The organism is Phycisphaerales bacterium AB-hyl4, assembly GCA_041821185.1.
Taxonomy (GTDB): domain Bacteria; phylum Planctomycetota; class Phycisphaerae; order Phycisphaerales; family Phycisphaeraceae; genus Natronomicrosphaera; species Natronomicrosphaera hydrolytica.
Map to the genome: position 1 here is coordinate 189062 of JBGUBD010000001.1, position 21294 is coordinate 210355.

Sequence of the window (21294 nt, forward strand, 5' to 3'; positions counted from 1 at the left end):
GTTTACTCGTCGGCCGTGCCGTCGGCGGCCTCGGCCATCGCCGCTTCGATCGAGTCGTCGTCGTCCTCAGGCGAGCCTTCATCTTCCGTGTCCGCCTCTACGTCATCCGCATCCGGCTCGGCCGACTCGTTGACGTCAAATTCCACGGCGTCCTCGTCGACCGCCTCGGGGATCGCTTCGGGCTCGGGCGATCGGGCACGTCGGCGGGGCTCGTCGTAGTCCACATTGATACGAATCGCGCGACTTTCAAGCTCGACGCGCCCGCCGCCGACGCGTCGGCTGGAGAACTCGGCCATCGAGCCGCTTTCCATCTGGTGCAGCTTCCAGTTCATGTGCGTCGCCGGCCGACCGCTGACGCGCATCGCCCCGACTTCGCCACTGTTGGCCAGGTCGAGCGTCAGGCGATGGTTCGGCGGGATGTCATACGCCCAGAGTGCCTCGCCATCGGCCGCATCAATGACCGCCACACTCGTCGGCCGATCTTCCGTGCTCTGAAACACGTGGCGGTCCCATGAGGCGCAACCGCCAGCAGAAGTGACCAGCAGCAGGGCGAGCCCCAACATCATCGGCATCGCAAAGCGTTCGCGAACGTGCATGTCATCGACCTTTCAATAACTACCGACTCACCCGGCTTCAACCGGCGCGGATCGGATCAGGCTATACCATAAACCCTGTCGCTCCATCGGGCCAGCCCCGGTATCGAAGCGGCAGGGCCGACGCAGCTAATCGCTCATTACGCCAAGACGCAGAGACGCCAAGACGCCAGAAAGAAAGGCAAGCCACGAAGGCACGAAGGGGATGAAGGGGGAAAAAGAATTAGAAGGAAGGGGCGTATGACTGGGAGGGGCGGGTGTTTCGGAACAGATTCACGCTTCCCTGCCTTGCCAAAAAAACCTCTGCCTTTCTTCGTGTTTTCTTCGTGTCTTCGTGTCTTCGTGTCTTCGTGTCTTCGTGTCTTCGTGGCAAGAACGATCTGCTGTCCTTGGCGTCTTGGCGTCTTGGCGTTAAAAATCGAACGACTAAATCAGATGCGATGGCCCTGGTCGATACAAGCGGCCGATGGGCCGCCGGGCGGATTGCCTGCCGCGCGAAGTAGGGATTCCCGTAACCGCTTTATCGGGCTTTGCTGGATTGACATCGACCGGCCGGTTTACCTCCGGAACCGTTTGACACTGCCATGGCCACGACTTAGGCTCGCCCGGTCGCCGCGGGCTTGCCGGCCGCCCGTGCCGACTGGCAGTCAAGTTACAGCCGATTCGCGGCCCGAGCCGATTTACATTCAAGGTCTTTACCTGCAACGACGCAACTACATAGAAGGTGGTAAATAGATGGGACGTCTGCAAGCATCGGTATGGATGTCAGCGGTGGCAGTGACATGGGCGCTCGCGGCCGGGCCGAGCTTCGCGGCGACAATCACCTGGACCGGCGACGGCGGCGGCGACCCCAGCTGGAACAACGCCGGCAACTGGGACGACTCCTCACCGCCGCAGCCCGGCGACGACCTCGTCTTCGCCGGCCAGGATCAACTCAGCGCGTTTAACAACCTCGGCGACGGCATCAGCTACGGCGGCATCACCTTCAACAGCACCGCCGGCGCGTTCACCCTCGCGGGCGACGACATCGTCATCGCCGCCGGCGGCTCGCTGGTTAACCAGTCCAGCAGCACGCAGAACATCGCCCTGGACATCGAAGCCGCGGGCAACCTCAACCTCAACGCCAACGCCGGCAACCTGCAGGTCCTCGGCAACGTCGCGATCAGCGACGCCGCCAGCACGCTGACCGTCCTCGGCGGCTCCAACACACGCTTCGGCGGACAAGTCACCGGCGACGGCGCACTCGCCTTCCAGGGCGGAGGCCAACTCACCCTCACCCGGGCCAACACCTACTCCGGCGGCACGACCATCGACGGCGGCAACGTCCTCATCGAAAACCACCAGGCCTTCGGCACGGGCGACGTCAGCGTCACCGGCAACAGCTTCCTCGCCGCAAACGCCGAGCTCGACAACGCCATCGCCAACGACTTCAACATCAGCAGCGGCGTCACCCTCACCCTCGGCGGCGATGAGCAGATGAGCTTCGCAGGCAACCTCTCCGGCGAAGGCAATATCCTCAAAACCGACGACGCGTTCGTCATTCTCGTCGGCGACGACAGCACCGACTTCACCGGCACGCTCACCATCGAAGACGGCGTAATCGCGCTGGCGACCCCGCTCGGCGGCGATGTCGTGCTCAACGACGGCGAACTGCAGATCTTCGCAGACGACGTCGTCGCAGCGGACCAGGACCTCACCCTCGCAGGCGGCACGCTAGTCGTCGGCGGCAACCACGCGCTCGACGCGAACGTGCAACTGACCGGCGACATCAATGTGCTCGGCGGCGAGTTCGTCACGCTCGAATTCGGCGGGCCCTTCCAGGTGCAAGGCGACCGCACGCTCGACATCGCAGCCGACACCCGCCTCCTGCTGGACAACCTCACCAGCGACACCGCCGGCCGAACGCTCACCATGGTCGGCAACGGTTGGCTGGAAATCGCCGACGACGGCAGCAACTTCAACGGCGACGTCCTCATGAACGCCGGCACCCTCGCCGTCGGAGGCGACCTCAACGCCAACATCACCGTCAACGACGGCGCTCAGCTTCAAGGCAACGGCTCGATCGTCGGCAACGTTCGAATCAACACCGGCGGCAGCCACGCCGCGGGCCAGTCCATCGAAGGCAACTACACCCTCGTCTCCGGCGGACAACTGAGCATCAGCTACAACGTCGTCAACGGCGAGATCAACGCCACCAGCCTCGACATCGACGGCCAGGCCACCCTCGAACAGAACAGCACCGTCGCCATCTCCGGCCAGGGCACGATCGCCGTCGGCGACAGCATCGTCGCCATCACCACCACCGACGGCATCACCGACTTCGGCGCGCTGCTCGACGCCCAGTCCAGCTTCCTCGTCTGGTCTTCCGCCGTCGTCGGCAACAACTATGTCCTCACCGCCCTGCAAGGCTCGCTGTTCGTCGACGACGCCGTCGGCCGTAACAACCGAGCCGTGGCGACCGCGCTTGATCGGATGGCCCTGACCGGCATCAACGACTCGCAGCAAGCGATGCTCGAAGAGCTTGAGCAGCTGCTCGAAACCGACAACGCCGCGTACAACCGCGCCCTTCGGCAGCTTGCCCCCGAGCAGGTGCAGGCCATGCCCACCACGATCGTGCAGGTCGCTCGCAACATGCAGCAGACCTTCAGCACGCGCATGGGCCAACAGCGCCTCGGCATCGTCGCCGCGCCGGGCAGCAGCTCGCCCAACGCCTCGCCCACGTTCGCCGGCGTGGGCGGCCTCTCGCTGGCCAGCGCCGAGCTGAGCCCCACCATGCTCGCGCACGCGATCAGCGCTGCCCAGCCCGGCCAGCCACGCGTCGACCCCCGCCTCCAGACCCGCGACTTCGTGCATGACTGGCATGTCGACGTGCAGACGTTCGGCCTCTACCGCAGCCAGGATCGCTCGGGCGAACAGCTCGGCTACACCGCCCACACCGGCGGCTTCCTCGTCTCCGCTGACCGCAGCATCACCCCCAACTGGCGCGTCGGCATGAACGCCGGCTACGCCCACTCCAACTTCGACTTCCGCGACAACCGCGGCGCAGGCTACACCGACCACTTCCGCGCCGGCCCCTACGCCAGCTACAACCGCGGCGACTGGTTCGTCGACACCGCACTCAGCGCCGGCTACCACCGCAACAGCCTCAGCCGACGCGTCAACGTCGGACAGTTCGAGGCCGGCGCCAGTGCCGACAGCCAGGACTTCGACGTCGCCGCATACCTCGGTGCAGGCTACGACTTCCAACTGCCCTATGGCGTTACCCTCACCCCCTTCGCCGCCCTCGATTACCTCTTCTACATGCAAGGCAGCTTCAACGAGTCCGGCGCGGGCCCGGCCAACCTTGAAGTCGACCGCACGACCACCAACTCGCTGAACACCACATTCGGCGCGCGAGCGTTCCACGTTATCCCCGTCGGCAACGCGGTCGTCGTGCCCGAACTCACCCTCGGCTATCGCTACGCCCTCTTTGACGAACACGAAACCACCGCCCGCTTCGCCGGCACGCCCACCAGCTTCACGGTCACCAACGACCTCGACAGCAAGCACACCGCCCTCCTCGGCGCAGGCGCGTCCGCCCTCATCGGCGAAACCATCTCCATCTACGGAAAGCTCCAAAGCGAGCTCGGCTCGAACAACACCAACCACCTGCTCAGCCTCGGCATGCAGTTCCGGTTCTAACGCAGATATGATCCAACCGTCGCAGCCAACTTGAACCCCCTCGTTTAGCCCCCGCGCCCACGCGGGGGCTTTTTTATGTGGAGCGCGCCCCGCCGTAGGCGGCGGGGCTAAACGCGAACACGCTCAAGTATGCGCCGCGCCTGACACGCGGCTGACGAAACTCAACGCATCACCAGCAACAGGATCATCGTTGCTCCGAAGTTGTGCACCGCGTGCGCCGCGATCGGCCCGATCAGGCTCCCTCGCCATTCGCGGATCATCGACAGCACCACCGCCACCGCGGTCAGCACCGGGATGCCCGCGATGCCCTGCGGGTGAATCGCCGCAAAAATCACCCCCACCACCAGCCCCGACACGACCGCGTTCCACCGCCGACGCATGTGGTGGTAAAACGCTCCACGGAAGATCGCCTCTTCCACCACCGGCGCCCACACCACAGCCAGCAGCAGCACCAGCACCAGTTCCATCGTCCCGCCGGTAAAAAGCTCTTCCGCCACCGGATGATCCGCGTCTTCCGCCAGCCAGCCTGACAGCAGCACCGTCATCGCCAGCCCCAGCGCGATGATCGGCAGGCCGGCCACATACCCCACCAGCCCGCTGCCCACCTCCCGCCACACGCCCGCGCCCTGCTGCCACCCCATCCCATTGCACCATCGCCGCCAGCTCACCCCGCGCACCAACGGCCAGAACATCGCCAGCGGCACGAGCACATACAGCAGCGGCGACATCGGCACGCCGATCATCGCCTCACCCAGCCCCAGCCCCACTGACAGCACCAGCATCAGCAACAGGAACAACGCCGCCGCTTCAAGGAACGGCCCCGTCGGCCCGCGCACCGGCCGATACCGCATCCGCAGCCGACCGTCCGCCCACAGCACCACCGCCAGAATCAACAACCCCAGCCCCACCAGCACCGCAACCACCAGCCCCACCAGCACGCCCACCGCCGCCAGCACCGTCCGCGTCGCCTCGCCCAACACCGACTCGCGGAAGCTCGGCGAAGCCTCCCGCGTGGCCGGGTCATGACTCAACGCCAGTCGGCCAAACCACCCCTGCCCGGCCAGCAGCATTGCCCGGTCCTCGTCGGTCAGGTCCATCGTCGGCTCGCCGAGCACCGCCGCCTCGTAGATCGCGTGCAACGTCTGCGCATCCCGCCATGACGTCTGCACCATGTCCCCGATGTCTGTCTCCCCCTCCGCCGCATCCATCGCCGCCAGCACCGCCGCCAGCCGCTCGCGTGCCGGCTCGGGCCCGTCCAGTTCCGCCTCCAGAATCACCACACGCAGATGCGCGCCCGGCGAAAAAGCCGACGCCTCAAACTCCTCCAGCATCGACCGTGTCGTCTGCTCCACATCCACGCCGGCCTGCTCGCCCAACTGGTTGATGCCCACGATCAACCGACCGGAGAACGTCTGATCCATCGTCGGCCCGGCATCGATCGCCATGCTCGGCTCGGGATCGCCGACCCGTTGCAGCAGCATCATCACCACGACACACACCAGCATCACCACCCACGCAGCGGCAATCGCCCCCCCGCCACGCCTCGTCCCACCATCCGCTGCGTTCATCTTGCGCCCTCTCAGTGAACGGCCCCAGTATCCCACCATCTGCCACAGCAACTGCCCCGTCAATCAAAAAACATAAACCGAAAATTCCCGATCCCCGCCCCCTATCATTCCGCGCCGCACCCAACTTGGCTATCATGGCTCATCCGATGAAGCCCAATACACTCATTATCCGTACCGCCGGCACGAACTGCGACCGCGAACTGGCACACGCCTTCCAGCTCGCCGGCGCAGACACCCACACCCTGCACCTCAACGAGCTGATCGAGCACCCCGATCGCCTTGAAACCTTCGACATCGTCGGCTTCCCCGGCGGATTCAGCTACGGCGACGACATCTCCGCAGGCCGAATCTTCGCCAACCGCCTTCGACACCGCCTTTACGAGCCCCTGCTCGCCGCCATCGACCGCGGCGTGCCCATGATCGGCATCTGCAACGGCTTCCAGGTCCTCGTCAAGCTCGGCCTGCTGCCCGACCCGCACGCCAGCGAGCAGCTCGTCACCCTCGCCGACAACACGCTCGGCCGATTCATCGACAAGTGGACCCCCATGGCCGCCGACCCCGCCTCCGCCTGCGTCTGGACCAAAGGCCTCGACCCGTTCGACCTGCCCATCGCCCACGGCGAGGGCCGACTCGCGGTGCGCAACGACAACGTCCTCCAGCAGCTCCGCGAGCAGGGCCAGATCGCCCTCCGCTACGCCCCGGGCCACAACCCCAACGGCTCGGCCGACGACATCGCCGGCCTCTGCGACCCCACCGGCCTCGTGCTCGGCCTCATGCCCCACCCCGAACGCTTCGTCGACCCCACCCAGCATCCCCAATGGACCCGCCGCGGCGACAAGTTCCTCCAGGCCGAAGCCCCGGGCCTGACCTTCTTCCGCAACGCCGTGCAACACGTCCAGACCCCCACCAACGTCAACGCCGGCTGACAACACCACACCCAAATGCCCGCCCACCACAAAGCCCAGGCATGGCCATGCCTGGGCTTTAACCGCTACACTCCACTGATGCTCTTTTTCCGCTTGCCCACTGCCGAGCGCGCCAAATTCTTCTTCCGCGCCCTCCGATCTCGCAACTACCGCCTCTTCTTCCTCGGCCAGCTCACCTCACTCGCCGGCACGTGGATGTCGCTCATGGCCATGGGTTGGCTCGTCTACCGCCTCACTAACGACCCGTTCATGCTCGGCCTCCTCGGCTTCTGCATGCACGTGCCCACCTTCATCCTCTCGCCCCTCGGCGGCGCGCTCGTCGACCGATGGAACCGCCGTACCGTCATGATCGTCGCCCAGAGCGTCGACATGCTCACCATGCTCACCCTCGCCACGCTCACCCTCACCGGCAACGTCGAGGTCTGGCATATCCTGCTCGGCTGCTCCGCGCTGGGCATCGCCAAAGCCTTCGACCTCCCCGCCCGACAATCCCTCGTCGTCGAAATCATCGAACACCGCGACGACCTGCCCAACGCCATCGCCCTCAACTCATCCATGTTCCACGGCGCTCGCATGCTCGGCCCTGTGCTCGGCGGCGTCATCATCTGGCTCGCGCCAGTCAACGGCGAAGGCTTCTGCTTCCTGCTCGACGGCCTGAGCTACATCGCTGTCATCGGCGCACTGTTCGCCCTTCGACTCACCGCCCGACGCGAACCAGAAACCCGCAAACACCTGCTGCACGACATGCGCGAAGGCTTCGCCCACGCCTTCGGCTTCGCGCCCATGCGAGCCCTGATGATCCTCATGGGCACGATCGCCCTCGTCGGCATCCCCTACGGCACGCTGCTGCCCGCCATCGCCCGCGACGTGCTCCACGGCACGGAGCGCACTTACTCGCTGCTCGTCGCCGCCGGCGGCATGGGCGCGTTCGTCGGCGCGATGTATCTCGCCGGCCGAAGCAGTGTGCTCGGCCTCGGCCGCATCATCGCCATCTGCACCATCATGTTCGGCCTGTCACTCGCGCTGTTCTCGTTCTCCACGCACCTGGCCTTCTCCTTGCCGCTGCTCGTTATCGCCGGGGCCGTGTCCATGGTCGCCATGGCCGGCACGAACACCATCATCCAGACGCTCGTCGACGACGCGATGCGCGGCCGCGTCATGAGCTTCTTCGGCATGACCTTCATGGGCGCCATGCCCATGGGCGCGCTGATGGCAGGCAAGCTCGCCACCATCATCGGCCCCACCACCACCATCATGATCGGCGGCTTCGCCTCCGCCCTCGCCGGCGTCGCCTTCGGCTGGCAACTGCCCGCACTCCGCGAAATCGTCCGACCCATCTACGTCGAACGCGGCATCCTCCCGCCCATGACCGAAACCAACTGACCGCCCCCCGACCGCAATGGAAACACGCCCCCGGACGTTAACCCCACATCGGCGATAACCTCGCCAGCCAAACGCGGCCAGGCTTCCTAAACCTTGCCACCGCAAACAGATGGCGAATCCACGCCCGACACACCCCACGGTTCCACGATACAATGACCCACCATTGCCGGGAACATCACAACCCCCCCGAGCGTTCTAAAGACCAGGAGATACAAACCATGCCCAACCATCGCTTCCTCACGCATCGCGTTGCCCGTGGTTCCACCCTTGCCCTGCTCATGCTGGCGTTGCTCGTCTCCGTCGGCTGCGGCTATCGCGGGCAGACCTCCGGCCGTGTCGACACCGGCACCACCACCGAAGCCGAGCGAACCGACCGCGAGGGACGCATCCTCCCGGTCGCGCTGGTCGAGTTTTCCGATCAGACGGCTCAGCAGCTTGTGCAGGATCTCCCCGCCGTGCGACACATCCGCGACCACGACGGCCGCGTCACGGTCCTGCTCGGCGACCTGAACAACCGCACGCGCGTCGTCTCCAGCAACGACTTCGAAGCCATGCAGCGTCGCCTCCGCTCCAACCTCCTGCGCTCCGGCACTGCGACCGAGAAGCTCGCCTTCGTCGAACGGCGCGGCCGTATGCAGGACCTCGCCGCCCGCGAGCGCGTCGCCTCCGACGGCTTCCTTGCCGACCCGGAAGACTACGACCCGCAAACCACGTACACGCTCAACGGCAACTTCTACCGGATCAACCGCGGCGGCACGAACCACTACTACATGGACTTTGAACTCGTCCACTTCGCCACGAACGAGATCGTGTTCAACGACATGTACGAAGTCAGGCAGGTCCGCACCGACCGGTGAGCGCGATGCGTCTGCACCCCCCGACATCATCCCGCGCCGAACCTCGCGCCGAAGCCCACGCTTTGAAAGCGTGGGCCTCCGCGCCCTGCCTGTTGCTGCTCGCCCTACTGCTGTCCGCCTGCGCCACCCCCCAGCAGTCCACGCGCATGACCGTCGACGACTTCGACGCCATGGCAGCGGAAATGGCAGCCAGCCTCGCTGACAGCGAAGCCCTCGCGCAGCGAAGCCCCGACAGCGAGCCGTGGGTGATCTCCATCGAACGCGTACTCAACCTCACCAGCGATGTCATGACACAAAGCGAACAGTGGTCCATCATCGCCCGTCTGCGCAGCTCGACGCCCCTGCGATCGTTGGCTGACGACAAGAACGTCCGCTTCGTCATGGCCCCGGATCGCGTGGTCGCGCTCCGCGAGGAACTCGTCGCGGAAGGCGAGCAAGGCGAAGCCTTCGGCAGCGAACGCCTCACCCCCACCCACACCATGACCGCCACCTTCCGCTCCATGACCCGCGCCCACACCACCGGCCGAACCGAACTCTACTACTGCGAATTCGAAATCCTCGAACACGCCACAAGCGTCCCGGTCTGGATTGACCGATTCGAATACAAACGCGAAGCCCACGGCCACATATGGGACTGACACCCCCCACCGCCGACTGCCGATTCACCATTGCCGATTGGCTCCCGCCATCGCCCCCAGTTGCTCCGCGCGCGTTCCTCAAATCCGAAATCCGAAATCCGAAATTCCAAATCCTCCTCCTGCTCCCGCTGCTGCTCGCGCTGACCGCCTGCCACCAACGCCCCGTCGCCACCCCCTACGCCGCCCTCGGCCAGGGCGACTTCGGCTCCGCCCGCGTCAACATCCACAACAACATGGTCGACCAGCGAAGCGATCGACAGTTCATCCTCGATCGCATGCGCACCGGCGTCCTCACCCTCGCGGACGGCTATCCCGAGTCCGCCCAGACCGTCTTCGAACCCACCTACGAAATGCTCCGCACGCAGGGCATCAACCGCGACCGCACCGTCGCCTCCGTCGTCTTCCACGAAGGCGTCCGCATCTGGAAAGGCGAGCCCTTCGAGCAGGCGCTCACCATGTTCTACTACGGCCTGACCCACGCCCAGACCGGCTCGTGGGACAACGCCCGCGCCGCTTCTCAAAACGCCTTGTTCTACCTCCGCGACTTCCGTCGCCCCGGCGACCGCGACAACATCGACGCCCAGGAACTCGCCCGCCGATCGCTCGTCCACGAACGCGCCGGCCAGACCGACGCCGAATACCTCGACCACGGCTACGTCGCCCGCGAGTCCGACTTCACCCTCGGCTACCTGCTCAACGCCGTGTCCAACCAGCAGCTCGGCCGCGATGAAGAAGCGTCCGACAACTTCAACTACGTCGTCGAACTCAACCCCGAACTCGGACCGCTCGTCGACGCCTTCCGCACCGGCGAATACAACACCGTGCTCGTCGTCAGTTGGGGCCTCGGCCCGCGCAAGATCGCCTACGGCCCGGACAACGCGCTCACCCGCTTCGCCACCCGCTACCCCAGCAACAACGCAGGCCTGCGCGTGCAGGTCGGCGACCGCGGCGGGCGAAGCTACGACCAGGTGCTCGACGTCAACCGCATGGCCCGCGACCATCGCTGGAACAACATGGAAGACGTCCGCATCGCCAAGAGCGCCATCGGCCGAGCCATGTTCCACGGCGGGGCGATCACCACCATGATCGGCGCGGACCGTGGCAGCAGCCGAACCGCCATCGCAGGCCTTGGCGTCATGCTCGCTGGCGCGCTCACCGCCTCCGGCGCGCAGGCCGACACCCGCTACGCCGACGTCATGCCCCAGCGCGTCTATGTCATCCCGCTGAACCTCACCGAACAGGATCAGCCGATCACGCTCCAGGTCGAAGGCAACTACGCTTCCCGCCTCGTGCTCCGCGGCCTCACCGCCCCGCGCGACGGCCAGGCCCAGCTTCGCTACGTGCGGCTCGTCAGCCGAACCCAGCCCACCAGCACGCCCCCCGCCTGGGCGACCTCCGGCCGAATCGTCTACAGCAACCCCCACACCGGCGCGACCAACGGCCCGCAACTGCCCTACATCCTCGGCGGCGACTGCGTCCGCCTCCCCACCAGCGCCACCATGCAGGACTACCACCGCTCGGGCCACCTGCTCGACCTCACCACCAACGACCTGCGCGAGCTGTACCGCCAGGAAGACATCCGCTTTGAAATCGAAGACCAGCGCGGCTACGCCGACCGCCACATCCTCGAAGGCGGCCGATCACTCGTCGCGCCCCAGCCGGGCACGACGGGCTTCATGCGACTCTTCGGCGCGCCGCGGCCGCCCTACCGCCCGACCAGCCGCGACGTCGCCGACCACGCCCGCGAAGAAAACCAACGCCAGCGCGAAAGCCTGGTACACGATGATCGATAACCAAACAACCGCGCGGATGAGCAACACGCCGCCGCGACTTTCACGCCACAGGAGATTGACCATGACCACGCGAACCACCTTGTCGATGACCGTGCTGACCCTCACGATCGCCATGCTGTTCGTCGGCTGCGCCCGCACGCAGCCCTGGGGCTCCGTGCAGGACCCCGTCCCACAAGGTCAGCACCCCCACATCGTCCTCCACGATGACATTCACAACCGCGTTTCACACGGCCAGCCCACCGTCACGCCCAGCGACGGCCAGACGCCCATGCGCGTCACCGTCCCACTCCGCCTCCTCGACAACCGCGACCACGCCATCCAGTACCGCTTCATCTTCTTCGATGAACGCAACCAGCAGGTCCGCCCGGAAATGAGCTGGCGGTACAAGGTGCTCCCCCCGCGAGCGCAGACGGAAGTCGACGCAGCGGCGCTGAACCCCGACGCCGTCGACTGGCGGCTTGAAATCCGCTTCGCCCGCTGAAGTGGCCGTCGTTACAAACAGACGCCGGTTATTGCAATGTCAATGCCGGGCCGTCGTCGGTCTCTTCCAGGTCGAGTGTGCGGTCGTTCAGCAGCTCGGAGATCTGTTCGTCAACGAGCAACACGGTTCGGCCGTCGTGTTCGTAGGCTTCGTCGCCGGACCGCTGTTTGTCCAGGTGCAGCGACAGGCCTTCCGGACCGGCGACAAACCGGGCCGCTGCGCCTTCCGGTGCGTCCGCTTCCAGCAGCAACTGCCGCAAGTGCTCGGCAGCGGTATGGGTCATGATGAGCATCTTCACTGTCTCCTTTCCCGGCGCATGCCGACACAACCGGCACGCGCGTACGCTCCACCATGACTCGATGCAATCGCGATGCCCGCAATCACCCCCCGACCCCGGGCACGCCCCCAAAAAACAGACAAAGCCCAAGTACACCCACGCAACAAAGCCCAGGCATGGCCATGCCTGGGCTTTAACGATTGGGCACTGTCTCACCCCCACTCCACTATCACCCATCACACTTCCGCCGCGGCACCGTCGTTGACATGCCGCTGCCATGCCGCAAGATGCTCGCGATGCGTCAGATCAAAATGCAGCGGCGTCAGTGTCACGTAACGCTCATGCAGCGCTTCCACATCCGTGTTCGGCTCGTGGTGGTCGTAGCTGAACGAACTGCGTATCTCGTAATGATGCCCCGCCTCCCCGTCGGCCGTCACCGTGTACGCGTCCGCGTTGGGCACGCGCGACACTGGCACGAACTTCATACCACGCGGCTGCGGATCATCATCCAGCACCGGCACGTTGATGTTCATCACCGTATGCGGCATCGTCGGCCCATCCAGCACGCGATCAATCGCATCCCGTGCATGTCGCGCCGCCTCCGCCCAGCGCACCGCCTGCTGATCCCCCAGCTTGCGCAGGTGCAGGCTCACCGCGATCGAGCGAATGCCCATGAACGCCGCCTCCATCGCCGCCCCCACCGTGCCGGAATAGATCACGTTCAACCCGACGTTCGCCCCCGCGTTCATGCCTGAGATCACAAGGTCCACGGGCCCACCGACCAGATGCTGCACCGCTAGCTTGACGCAGTCCGCCGGCCGACCGTCGACCGAATGCGCTGCACAACAAATCGCCTCCCGCGAGGGCACGTTTGAAGGTTGGCAGACACGGATCGGCCGATGAAACGTCACCGCGTGGCTCGTCGCCGACTGCACCCGCGACGGTGCGACAACATGCACCTCGCCAAGGTCGGCCACCGCCTCGCACAACGCCCACAAGCCGGGCGCGTCGATCCCGTCATCATTGGTCAAAACAATTCGCATAGGCTCTATTATGCAAAAATCGCCACACAGCCGCTGAGCAGGCCCGCCACCTCACCGCGTCTTCACAATCACGCCAACACCCGCCAAACAGCATGCCCCCATTTAGCCGCGGACCTTGGCCCGCGCGCTCGGCCGACCTCCGGGGGCGGGGCACTGCCCAAAAAAGACGATGCAACCGCCGAATTCGTGTCGTCGCGTTATGGCGTGTTTTCGCTCGGCGGCCGAAGGCCGTGGATGATGGTCTGGATCATGTGCTCCAGCCATCGCTCGCGGAATGCGTCCGTGCTGGTGTCGATGTCCAGAATCGTGTTCAACGACGCGGCGTTGGTGATCGGGTACAGACTCATGCCGAGGCAGCTCATGATGATTTGCGTCGGATCGAGGTCACCGCGGCATCGCCCGTCGGCGACCGCCTCGTCCAGCAACACCTGGAGCTTCGGCCGAGCGCCCTTGATCACCTGCCCGGCGACGGGTACGGTGCGCAGCCCCTTGGCGCCGCGCAGGTTCTCCCACATCAGCATCTGCACGAACGGCCGATGGTCGAGGCAGAACTGAAAGAACGTGCGACAAAGAACGTCCACGAACTGCTCAATGTTCGTCGTGCCCGGCAGCAGCGCCTGAGCCAAACCAGTCAACTCGCCGTAGATGCTGGCGAGCACTTCGAGATACAGCTTGTCCTTGCTGTCGAAGTAATGATAAACCAGGCGTCGGTCGACGCCGGCCGCATCAGCGATCATCTGAACGCTCGTCGCTTCCAGGCCTTGTTCTGCAAAGAGTCGGCTGGCGTGATCGAGGATGTGGTCGCGCCGGTCGGTCGCGCCGTTGCCTGCGGGTCGGCCGCGCGATCGGGCATTGTTCGAGATGATGTCCTGCCTGGCCAAGATATGTCAATCATAGCAGCGCGGGGCGCGCGGGTGCGAATATAAAAAAAGGCGGTCGCCTCTTATAAGAGTCGCGACCGCCTTCGCTCGGAACGGAATTAAACTGTCTTCGAAATTCGCTGACTCAGGCGCAGACCTGCGCCGGCCGACGACGCAGCATCGCGAGCGCCCCACCCACCGCCAGCAACCCCAGCGTGCCCGGCTCGGGGATCGGAATCATGTTGATGTCAGCGCCGAAACGAACAGCCTGAATAGCATTCCCAAATTGAATATTGGTCAATTCAGCCTGCCCGTAGCCGTTTTCGTCAACAAAGATCAAAACATCCGCCACGACAGATAGCCCGCCAGACCCGGCGTCGAAGGATTGATTGATGATGTCACCTGGCAGCCCGGCAAGGGTGCCGCCACCAACAAGATCACCAGAATCCACCAGACCCAGATTTATTGCTGATAGCCACGTAAAAGCCAACCCAGTCCCAGTGAGGTCCGCGTAAACACTCAATGTCGTAATTTCATAATCGTATGTGTAGCTCGGAAAACCCAGTTCCACCGCCGTGGGCGAAGTCCAAAGCACATCCTCATCTGACGTCTCCAGTGTCCCCGTGCTCCAACTCGCCGGCGTACCCGCCTGCACTGCAGGTGCAGCGACCATTCCCACCGCGACAACCGCCGCAGCCGCGCCTCGAGACATCCAAGAACTTAGCAGACCCTTCATTTTGACCTCCTCTTAGGCCCCGATCCCGCTTTTCACACGGCGAACATGGGCGAACTGGAAAGAAATCGCGCCTCTGTGAATAAAATACCTCAATCCGGCCGCCGGTCAAGAAAAATAATCACACCACTGTGATTTTTTCGCGCCCGCCCGGAGGCAAACGAAACAAATTGCCCAAAACCACACACCCCCCGGGGCCGCCCACAAAAAAAGCCACACAACCGCCCTGAGGCGGCTGTGTGGCGTGTTTAGACAATAAAAGACCTGGTGACGGCACGTCGACCCACCCTGCCTTTTGGGCAGGCGTCGCGCGGGCCAAGCTTTACCGGCCGGCGGAGCGGTCGGCCAGCTCGGCGGTGCGATCCAACTCGTTACGCAGGCGGATGCGGTGGTCGCTGTCGCGGTCTTCGTCCGCCACGCGCTCGCCGATGAGGTTGGTTTCCTGATCCATGTAGATCATCCGGGCGCCGCTGCCGCTGCTCGTGCCCTCGGAGACCGAGACGAGGTCGACCAGCATGGCGTCCACCCGCATCGACACGGTCTGGCCGTCGATGCGCGTTTCGCCACCGATTATGTCGCCCGGCCGAACGTCGAACTCTTCAAAATGCCACTGCCCGCGGAACAGCCGCCAGACTTCGACCTTCGCCTCTTCACGCGACGGCGAGCCTTCCACGAGGAAGAAGTAATGCTCGGGGTCAAGCGTCACCGGGCTCGACCAGTTGGACGCCTCGGCGCTTTCCAACTCGTCCTGCTCCGGCCAGAGCGCGATCCGGTTGAAGTACTCTTCCTGCTGCTCCGGGTGCAGCCGACGCTGCTGGAACAGCGGGTTGAGCACGGTCACGATCACGCGGTAGCGATACGTTCGGCCGGGCTCGGCGGTCAGGTCATGCGCCCAGACTTGAATCTCACCGCTGAGCGCTTCGCCCGCGTCGCGACCGCGCCGCTGATTGCCGCGCGGGTCGCCGCCACGCGGGTCCATGCCGGGCCCGAACTCCCCGAACTCGCCGAAGTCATCAAACTCACCAAACATGGCATCGTCCTGCCACTGCTGCTGCTGGCGACCTCGGCGGTCCCGATCGTCATCATCGCGCGTGATGCCATAAAGCTCGTCGCGCTGCCGTTCGAGATCACGAATCCGCCCCATCTCAGTCACGACTTGACGGTACAGCCGAGGCTCTTCATCCGATCGGCCGCGGTCCTGTTGCTGCCGCTGGCGGTCGCGCCGGTTGTCGCGCGGGTCTTCGAAGCCCATATCGTCGAACTCGTTCATGCCGCGCTGCTGCCGCTGCTGCTGCTGGCGGGCACGCGCGTCGCGTTGCTGCTGCGCGCCCCGCTGCGGATCGGCCTGGTCGAAGTCAATCCGCCTGCCGCGTTCAAGCTGCTCGCTGGGCGTTTCATGGCCTTGTCGACGCAGCGTACGCTCCCAGCCGTCAATGCGGTTCTGGATGGTCTGAATCTGTTCGTTAATGCGGTTGAGCTCGCGCTGCTCCTCACCGCTCAACTCGCGTGGCGACTGGTCCGGCGGCAGCCAGACCGTCGGGCCGACCATGGGCACGAACTCCGGCTGAATGATCCGCATCTGGTTCTGCCGAATCCGTGCAACGGCACGGTCCGCCTCCTCCACATCCCAACGACGGTTCTCGCCCTCCGCGCCGTACGCCACCTGCGTGGGCAGCGGGTCGATGATCTGACGATTGCCCCACTCGCCGGTCACCGGGTCGCGCTCTTCACGTTGCAGATACACGCCGGCGATGCCGTTCATCGCCCGCCACCAGCCCTCGGGCAGTTGCTGATACCCCGGCGGCGCTTGCGACTGCAGCCGACGGGCGAACGCATCCATATCAAACTCGGCGCTGACGCTTACCGCCCGGAAGTCGCGGGTCTGGTTGTCAACCATGAAGCGGTTGAGCCGCTCCTGTACGTTGCGGTCTTCCACTTCACCCAGCACGCCATAGGACGCGCGAGCGATCGGCTCGTCGGGAATCTGCGGCCGGGGCACGTAGAACGGATCGGGCGCTTCACGCTCGGCAAGCGTGCCCTCGCCCAGGCCAGGCATGTTCAACGCGATCGCGTACCTATCGACGCCGATCACCTGCTGGAAAATCCGCTCGCGGAAATCGCCCGCGTACGAGGGGATGTCACGCTGACTGATCGTGGCTTCCAGGCCGTCGTCCGCCCGCAGCCGTTGCTCGAGCTGGTTGGCCTGGGTGAGCAGGCGAGCTTCCGCTTCGCGCGGCGAAACCCGTTCGCCGCTGACTTCCACGGCGTATGGATTGCCGATGAAGATGTAAGCCGCGATCACCAGCAGGAACAACGCACCCGCACCGAGCACGACCTTTTCAACATGCTTCTGAATGAAACCGGCGTCTTTGGTTTTCATAAGCCAACCCTCGTGGTATACGACCGATTTCGCCTCGGTCTGCGCTGGTTTGCTGAACTTCTGATTCGCGAGTCAACGTACGCTGCCATCCACCCAATGCGCCATCGGCATTGGATCAATAGTACATGTAATCGTCCTGGAACCGATCCGTGTCGTCCCGCTCGGCCTCGTCGATACCGAGGTATTGGCGAACGGGCTGAGGCATCATTTGCTTGGTCCACTCGCGAAGCAGGATGGCTTCGATGATCATCTCCGCTTCGACCACATTGCCCGAGCCGTAGACGAAACCTTCGCGAAGCGCTTCGTATTCATCGACGTCGCGGATGGTGGTGTGCAGCACGGTCATGAAGTTCACCGCACCAAGGGCGTTGAACAGATCCGGCAGCTGCTGGTCATCCACAATCGCCCGAACGCGCACGTGTCGCACATCGTACATCGCGTTGGAGACTCGGCCGGTGGGCCCGACGCGGAAGTTCACCGGGAGCGCCCCATTGCCATCGCTCGCCCGCGTCATCCGCGAGGGAATCGGATACGAACCATCTCTCGCGCGGTTGACATTGCCGCTGCCCGCTACGCCGCCAAGCGTATGCAGCCCGACGTATCCGGGGATGACCTCCACGCGCAACAGCCGCTTCACTGGCGCGTTGAGCACGTTGGAATTCGGGTCGTCGACACGGTTGGCCCGGGCGATTGCGCGGGCGATGTCCTGCTGAAGCCACAGGCCGACCTGGCCTTCCCAGAGGTGCGACGGCTCGGGCCGATCGCTGGCCCGGCTCCACTCGCCGACATGGAACGGGAACTCGGAATCGTTCAGCCGTGTCACCGCGTATATGTTGATCTGCTCCGCCCGTTCGCGCAGCAGGGCCAGATGCGATTCACGCAGCTCGCGCTCCAGTTCACGCCGTTCGCGATCGGACAGTTCCGACTGGCGTTCGCCCGGCGGCCGGTAGGTGGCGCGAATCTGTTCTTCCAGTTGTTCGAGGTAGCGTTGAATCTGATCCGCCCTCGGCGGCGAGCCGGCGCCGAGGCGCGGGTCGCTTTCATCACCGGACGGTGAGCCCATCATCCGTTCGAACGCGCGACGGTAAGCGCTTCGCGCTTCGTATGGCACGTTCGGGCCAGCATCATCTCTGAACAAAGCGTCAACCAGTCGCCTGTGGTAGCCGCGATTGAATTCGACAGCGGCGTCGAAGACTTCGCGATACTCCTCATCAATGCGGCCGTACAACCGTTCGAGCTGACGGATCGCGCCCTGCGTGATGGTCACGCCGGTGATATCGTCCGAATCGTCGTCCGGCCGTTCCGGTGGAATCTGCACCGTTTCACGCATGAACCGCTGAATTTCACGGCTTTCCGATTCGGCGCGGGCCTGCACCTCACTGCGGAACGCTCGCCCCTGGCTGGTGAAATATCCGATGATCCCCAGCGACACCACTGCCACGAGAATCGAGGCCACAGTCAGCGGATTCGCCTTGATCCACTCCATCAACGTCTTCATGATCGCGCCTCCTCGCCGATGGCGGTTCGTTCGCTGTCTTCACGTCGCGCGTTTTCGGTAGCGGCGTCCGGGTCGGATGCCTGCTGCGCCTGACGGGGGTCGTCTTCGCCTTCGGGCTGTTCCGGGGCGTCGTCCACATCCGTGTCGTCCGGTGCGGATTCAGATCGCGCTTCGGAAGGCGAACGCAGTTCCACCTCCCACTGAATTTCAAAACGCCAGTCGCCCGCCTGCCCGCCGGCCGCGACGGGCCGCTCGGGCAGCGTCGCCGCGAGTGCATCGCCGCCCCGGCCACGCGTCGTGCGGGTGGTGGTGCGCGTCGTTCGGTCAAGCATGTCAGAGTCTTCGAACTCGTCCATCCCTCGCTGTGCGGCGGCTCGGCCGCGAGTCGCCCCCCGCTGATCGGAGTCCACGTCCGACTCGCGAATCTGATCCATGGAGCGGATGGCTTGGCCCATATTGACCACGATGCGGTACGGGCGATCAGGCCGGTCCGCGTTGTCCTGCAACCAGCGGAGGAAGTGGTTGCTGATGAACGCAGCGCCATCGCGGTGCGGCGTCGTACCGCGGAGCGTGATCACGAATCGGGGTGGGCGATCGTTGTCGTTGAAGAAGTCGCTGACGCTGCCGCCGCTCATCTCGTCGCCCGACCGTCCGCCGCCGCCGCCGTCCATCCCGTAGCGGTCCATACCCCCACGCCCGCCACCGCCGCGACCGGCCGGCTGTCGTCGCGCACCGCCCGCCGGCGAATCCGCGCCGTCGCTGCCCACGGCGTAGCTAGCTTCGACCTCGTCAATGAAAATGCGACGACGCTGGTCACGCGAAATCGACTCCATCTCGGAATAGTCGCTGGAGATGTCGGCCGGGTCCGGGTTCACCGCGTTGGCAGCGTGGCTGAGGTCTTCCATCAGCTTCGGCCAGACGTCGCGATAGTCCAGCAACCGACGCAGGTTCTCGATCTGATCGCGCGGGTCCGCCCCGCTGGCGACGTCACGCCACTCGTTGGAGTTATCCCTCGCCTGGCTAAGGATCGGACTGATCTGCCCGGCCGTCTGTTCATACTGGCTCTGGTAGGTACGCTGCACCGTCACGTGGTTGGCAACCATAGCGCCGGCGGCGACGGCCAAGCACGCGGCGGCGGCGGCGAACCACGGCTGCTTCGCACGCCACATCCGCTGCGTGAGAATGTTGCGCGGCAGGAGGTTGGCGGTCACCGTCTCCATGCCCAGGCCCTGGATCGCCAGGCCGTATGCCGTCGCCATGTTCAGCGCGTGCTCGGTGAACTCGGCTTCGCGCTTGCCCTCCGCGGCGATGCGCTGGAAACCGTCCGGCCGAATCACTTCAATCTGCAACTGCTGTTTGAGGAACTTCTGCAAACCCGGCAGGCGGAAGGTCGAGCCCACGCCCACCAACTTGGTCAGGTTCGCGTCGCGGTTGATGCTCTGGTAATAGCCCAGCGAGCGCTGAAGCTCCTGCACCAGATCGGCGAAGACGGGGCGCATGGCCTGGAAAATCTGCCGGGCGTACTTGCTCGTGCCCGCCTCGCGCTTGAGCTTCTCGGCTTTGGGGAAGCTGAGCTTGAACGCCTTGACCAACGCTTCGGTGAAGTGGTTGCCGCCGATCGGCAACGTACGCGGCAGAATCTGCCCCTGCTCGGCAATGACCACGTCCGTGCTGCGCGTGCCGATGTCCATATAAATGACGCCGTCGTCATTTTCGTCCACCCGGTCGAACGCGAAGGCGTTGTACATCGCCAACGGCGACTGCGTCAGCGCATCGACCCGCATATTCACCTGGCGGAAGTTGCTCAGATAGTTGAGCACCCGCTCCTTCGTGATCGCGAAGATGCCCACCTCAACGTCCGGTGAGTCGGCCTGCTGGAAAACCTGGTAGTCCCACTCCACCTGCTCGATCGGGAAGGGAATCTGCTGCACCGCCTCGAAACGGACAATGTCCGGAATCTTCTTCGGCTCCACCGGCGGCAGCTTGGCAAAACGGGCAAAACCCATATGCCCCGGCACAGACACCACCACCGTTGAGTGGCCGACGTCATGCTTGCTCAGCAGCGTGTCCAGCCCGACCTGAATCAGCTCTTCAACGTTCAGGTCCGGCGTCGTGAGAATCTGCTTGAACGGCAGAATCTCAAAGTCCTTGAGCACCACATCCGAACCCGATCGGCTCAGACGCACCGCCTTGATGGCGTTGGCGCCCACTTCGATGCCCCAGGCGTCATTTCTACGCGGCATGCGAACCTCCTGCTATGGGCGACGAGCCACAACGGACGTTCTATCGGCCAACTCGCCCGATATACGCCCGAATCAATGATCGATCACACGCGCTGACTGGCGGACGAACACCATCGCACAGGACGGCGTCGTAAAGGCGGGCACGCTGGAACGTATGAATCGTGATAAATAAATCCAGCGCTTCGCGTTGCAAAATCGACCCCCATTTCGTCGGCGGGTCTGTCATGATCCAGCAGCATTAAAGCCGCTATCACCATTTCGGTCAAGGCTGTGCCCCAACGCCAAATACAGCCCGTCGGGTCATCAGCTTCTTCTACATACGCCAACCCACCCCCGTGGG

General features: G+C 64.5%; 16 protein-coding genes. 7 read left to right on the plus strand and 9 right to left on the minus strand.

The annotated features are described in order from the left end of the window. Positions 1-2 precede the first annotated feature (2 nt). On the minus strand, positions 3-596 hold the full coding sequence (locus ACERK3_00790) for a hypothetical protein (protein MFA9476817.1): 594 nt from the start codon (positions 594-596) through the stop codon (positions 3-5). Between the two features lie 732 nt (positions 597-1328). Between ACERK3_00790 and ACERK3_00795 the strand changes: the two genes are divergently transcribed. Then, complete coding sequence (locus ACERK3_00795; GenBank protein ID MFA9476818.1) at positions 1329-4274, plus strand: autotransporter domain-containing protein; 2946 nt, start codon at positions 1329-1331, stop codon at positions 4272-4274. 161 nt (positions 4275-4435) lie between these two features. Here ACERK3_00795 and ACERK3_00800 read toward each other — a convergent pair whose 3' ends face one another. Then, the gene (locus tag ACERK3_00800; protein MFA9476819.1) at positions 4436-5842 is read right to left on the minus strand and encodes a lysostaphin resistance A-like protein; all 1407 of its coding nucleotides are present in this window, start codon (positions 5840-5842) and stop codon (positions 4436-4438) included. 146 nt (positions 5843-5988) lie between these two features. Here ACERK3_00800 and ACERK3_00805 point away from each other — a divergent pair, with 146 nt between their 5' ends. The 6 genes from ACERK3_00805 (at position 5989) to ACERK3_00830 (ending at position 11920) form a co-directional block, all read left to right on the plus strand. Further along, positions 5989-6768, plus strand: a complete 780-nt coding sequence (locus tag ACERK3_00805; protein MFA9476820.1) for a phosphoribosylformylglycinamidine synthase subunit PurQ — start codon at positions 5989-5991, stop codon at positions 6766-6768. Positions 6769-6783: 15 nt separating this feature from the next. Next, a complete protein-coding gene (locus ACERK3_00810; protein ID MFA9476821.1) occupies positions 6784-8151 on the plus strand; it encodes an MFS transporter in 1368 nt (455 codons plus the stop codon). Positions 8152-8369: 218 nt separating this feature from the next. Further along, positions 8370-9008 carry a hypothetical protein gene (locus ACERK3_00815; protein ID MFA9476822.1) on the plus strand — a complete coding sequence of 213 codons (639 nt, stop codon included), beginning with the start codon at positions 8370-8372 and terminating at the stop codon, positions 9006-9008. A gap of 5 nt (positions 9009-9013) precedes the next feature. Then, positions 9014-9646, plus strand: a complete 633-nt coding sequence (locus ACERK3_00820; protein ID MFA9476823.1) for a hypothetical protein — start codon at positions 9014-9016, stop codon at positions 9644-9646. Beyond that, a complete protein-coding gene (locus tag ACERK3_00825) occupies positions 9637-11439 on the plus strand; it encodes a hypothetical protein (GenBank protein ID MFA9476824.1) in 1803 nt (600 codons plus the stop codon). Before ACERK3_00820 ends, ACERK3_00825 begins: the two co-directional genes overlap by 10 nt. 61 nt (positions 11440-11500) lie before the next feature. Next, positions 11501-11920, plus strand: coding sequence for a DUF1425 domain-containing protein (locus ACERK3_00830; protein ID MFA9476825.1), 420 nt, complete (start codon positions 11501-11503; stop codon positions 11918-11920). Between the two features lie 28 nt (positions 11921-11948). On the opposite strand, the gene ACERK3_00835 is transcribed toward ACERK3_00830, so the two are convergent. The 7 genes from ACERK3_00835 to pilM form a co-directional block, all read right to left on the minus strand. Next, entirely contained in the window at positions 11949-12212 is a 264-nt protein-coding gene (locus tag ACERK3_00835) for a hypothetical protein (GenBank protein ID MFA9476826.1), read from the minus strand. A 221-nt stretch (positions 12213-12433) separates the two neighbouring features. Beyond that, the gene (gene surE, locus ACERK3_00840) at positions 12434-13240 is read right to left on the minus strand and encodes a 5'/3'-nucleotidase SurE (protein MFA9476827.1); all 807 of its coding nucleotides are present in this window, start codon (positions 13238-13240) and stop codon (positions 12434-12436) included. Positions 13241-13437: 197 nt separating this feature from the next. Further along, positions 13438-14121, minus strand: a complete 684-nt coding sequence (locus ACERK3_00845; GenBank protein ID MFA9476828.1) for a TetR/AcrR family transcriptional regulator — start codon at positions 14119-14121, stop codon at positions 13438-13440. A gap of 124 nt (positions 14122-14245) precedes the next feature. Next, positions 14246-14836 carry a PEP-CTERM sorting domain-containing protein gene (locus tag ACERK3_00850; GenBank protein ID MFA9476829.1) on the minus strand — a complete coding sequence of 197 codons (591 nt, stop codon included), beginning with the start codon at positions 14834-14836 and terminating at the stop codon, positions 14246-14248. A gap of 319 nt (positions 14837-15155) precedes the next feature. Then, the gene (locus tag ACERK3_00855) at positions 15156-17213 is read right to left on the minus strand and encodes a hypothetical protein (protein ID MFA9476830.1); all 2058 of its coding nucleotides are present in this window, start codon (positions 17211-17213) and stop codon (positions 15156-15158) included. A 115-nt stretch (positions 17214-17328) separates the two neighbouring features. After that, positions 17329-18711: a hypothetical protein gene (locus ACERK3_00860; protein MFA9476831.1), complete on the minus strand. Its 1383-nt coding sequence runs from the start codon at positions 18709-18711 to the stop codon at positions 17329-17331. Further along, a complete protein-coding gene (gene pilM, locus ACERK3_00865) occupies positions 18708-20954 on the minus strand; it encodes a type IV pilus assembly protein PilM (GenBank protein ID MFA9476832.1) in 2247 nt (748 codons plus the stop codon). The genes ACERK3_00860 and pilM overlap by 4 nt, the downstream gene beginning before the upstream one ends. Between the last annotated feature and the right edge of the window lie 340 nt (positions 20955-21294).

Excerpts from the sequence above, each read along its gene's own strand:
- ACERK3_00790 (MFA9476817.1), bottom strand. The coding sequence starts at position 596 with ATGCACGTTCGCGAACGCTTTGCGATGCCGATGATGTTGGGGCTCGCC.
- ACERK3_00795 (MFA9476818.1), top strand. The coding sequence starts at position 1,329 with ATGGGACGTCTGCAAGCATCGGTATGGATGTCAGCGGTGGCAGTGACA.
- ACERK3_00800 (MFA9476819.1), bottom strand. The coding sequence starts at position 5,842 with ATGAACGCAGCGGATGGTGGGACGAGGCGTGGCGGGGGGGCGATTGCC.
- ACERK3_00805 (MFA9476820.1), top strand. The coding sequence starts at position 5,989 with ATGAAGCCCAATACACTCATTATCCGTACCGCCGGCACGAACTGCGAC.
- ACERK3_00810 (MFA9476821.1), top strand. The coding sequence starts at position 6,784 with ATGCCCGCCCACCACAAAGCCCAGGCATGGCCATGCCTGGGCTTTAAC.
- ACERK3_00815 (MFA9476822.1), top strand. The coding sequence starts at position 8,370 with ATGCCCAACCATCGCTTCCTCACGCATCGCGTTGCCCGTGGTTCCACC.
- ACERK3_00820 (MFA9476823.1), top strand. The coding sequence starts at position 9,014 with ATGCGTCTGCACCCCCCGACATCATCCCGCGCCGAACCTCGCGCCGAA.
- ACERK3_00825 (MFA9476824.1), top strand. The coding sequence starts at position 9,637 with ATGGGACTGACACCCCCCACCGCCGACTGCCGATTCACCATTGCCGAT.
- ACERK3_00830 (MFA9476825.1), top strand. The coding sequence starts at position 11,501 with ATGACCACGCGAACCACCTTGTCGATGACCGTGCTGACCCTCACGATC.
- ACERK3_00835 (MFA9476826.1), bottom strand. The coding sequence starts at position 12,212 with ATGCTCATCATGACCCATACCGCTGCCGAGCACTTGCGGCAGTTGCTG.
- surE (MFA9476827.1), bottom strand. The coding sequence starts at position 13,240 with ATGCGAATTGTTTTGACCAATGATGACGGGATCGACGCGCCCGGCTTG.
- ACERK3_00850 (MFA9476829.1), bottom strand. The coding sequence starts at position 14,836 with ATGAAGGGTCTGCTAAGTTCTTGGATGTCTCGAGGCGCGGCTGCGGCG.
- ACERK3_00855 (MFA9476830.1), bottom strand. The coding sequence starts at position 17,213 with ATGAAAACCAAAGACGCCGGTTTCATTCAGAAGCATGTTGAAAAGGTC.
- ACERK3_00860 (MFA9476831.1), bottom strand. The coding sequence starts at position 18,711 with ATGAAGACGTTGATGGAGTGGATCAAGGCGAATCCGCTGACTGTGGCC.
- pilM (MFA9476832.1), bottom strand. The coding sequence starts at position 20,954 with ATGCCGCGTAGAAATGACGCCTGGGGCATCGAAGTGGGCGCCAACGCC.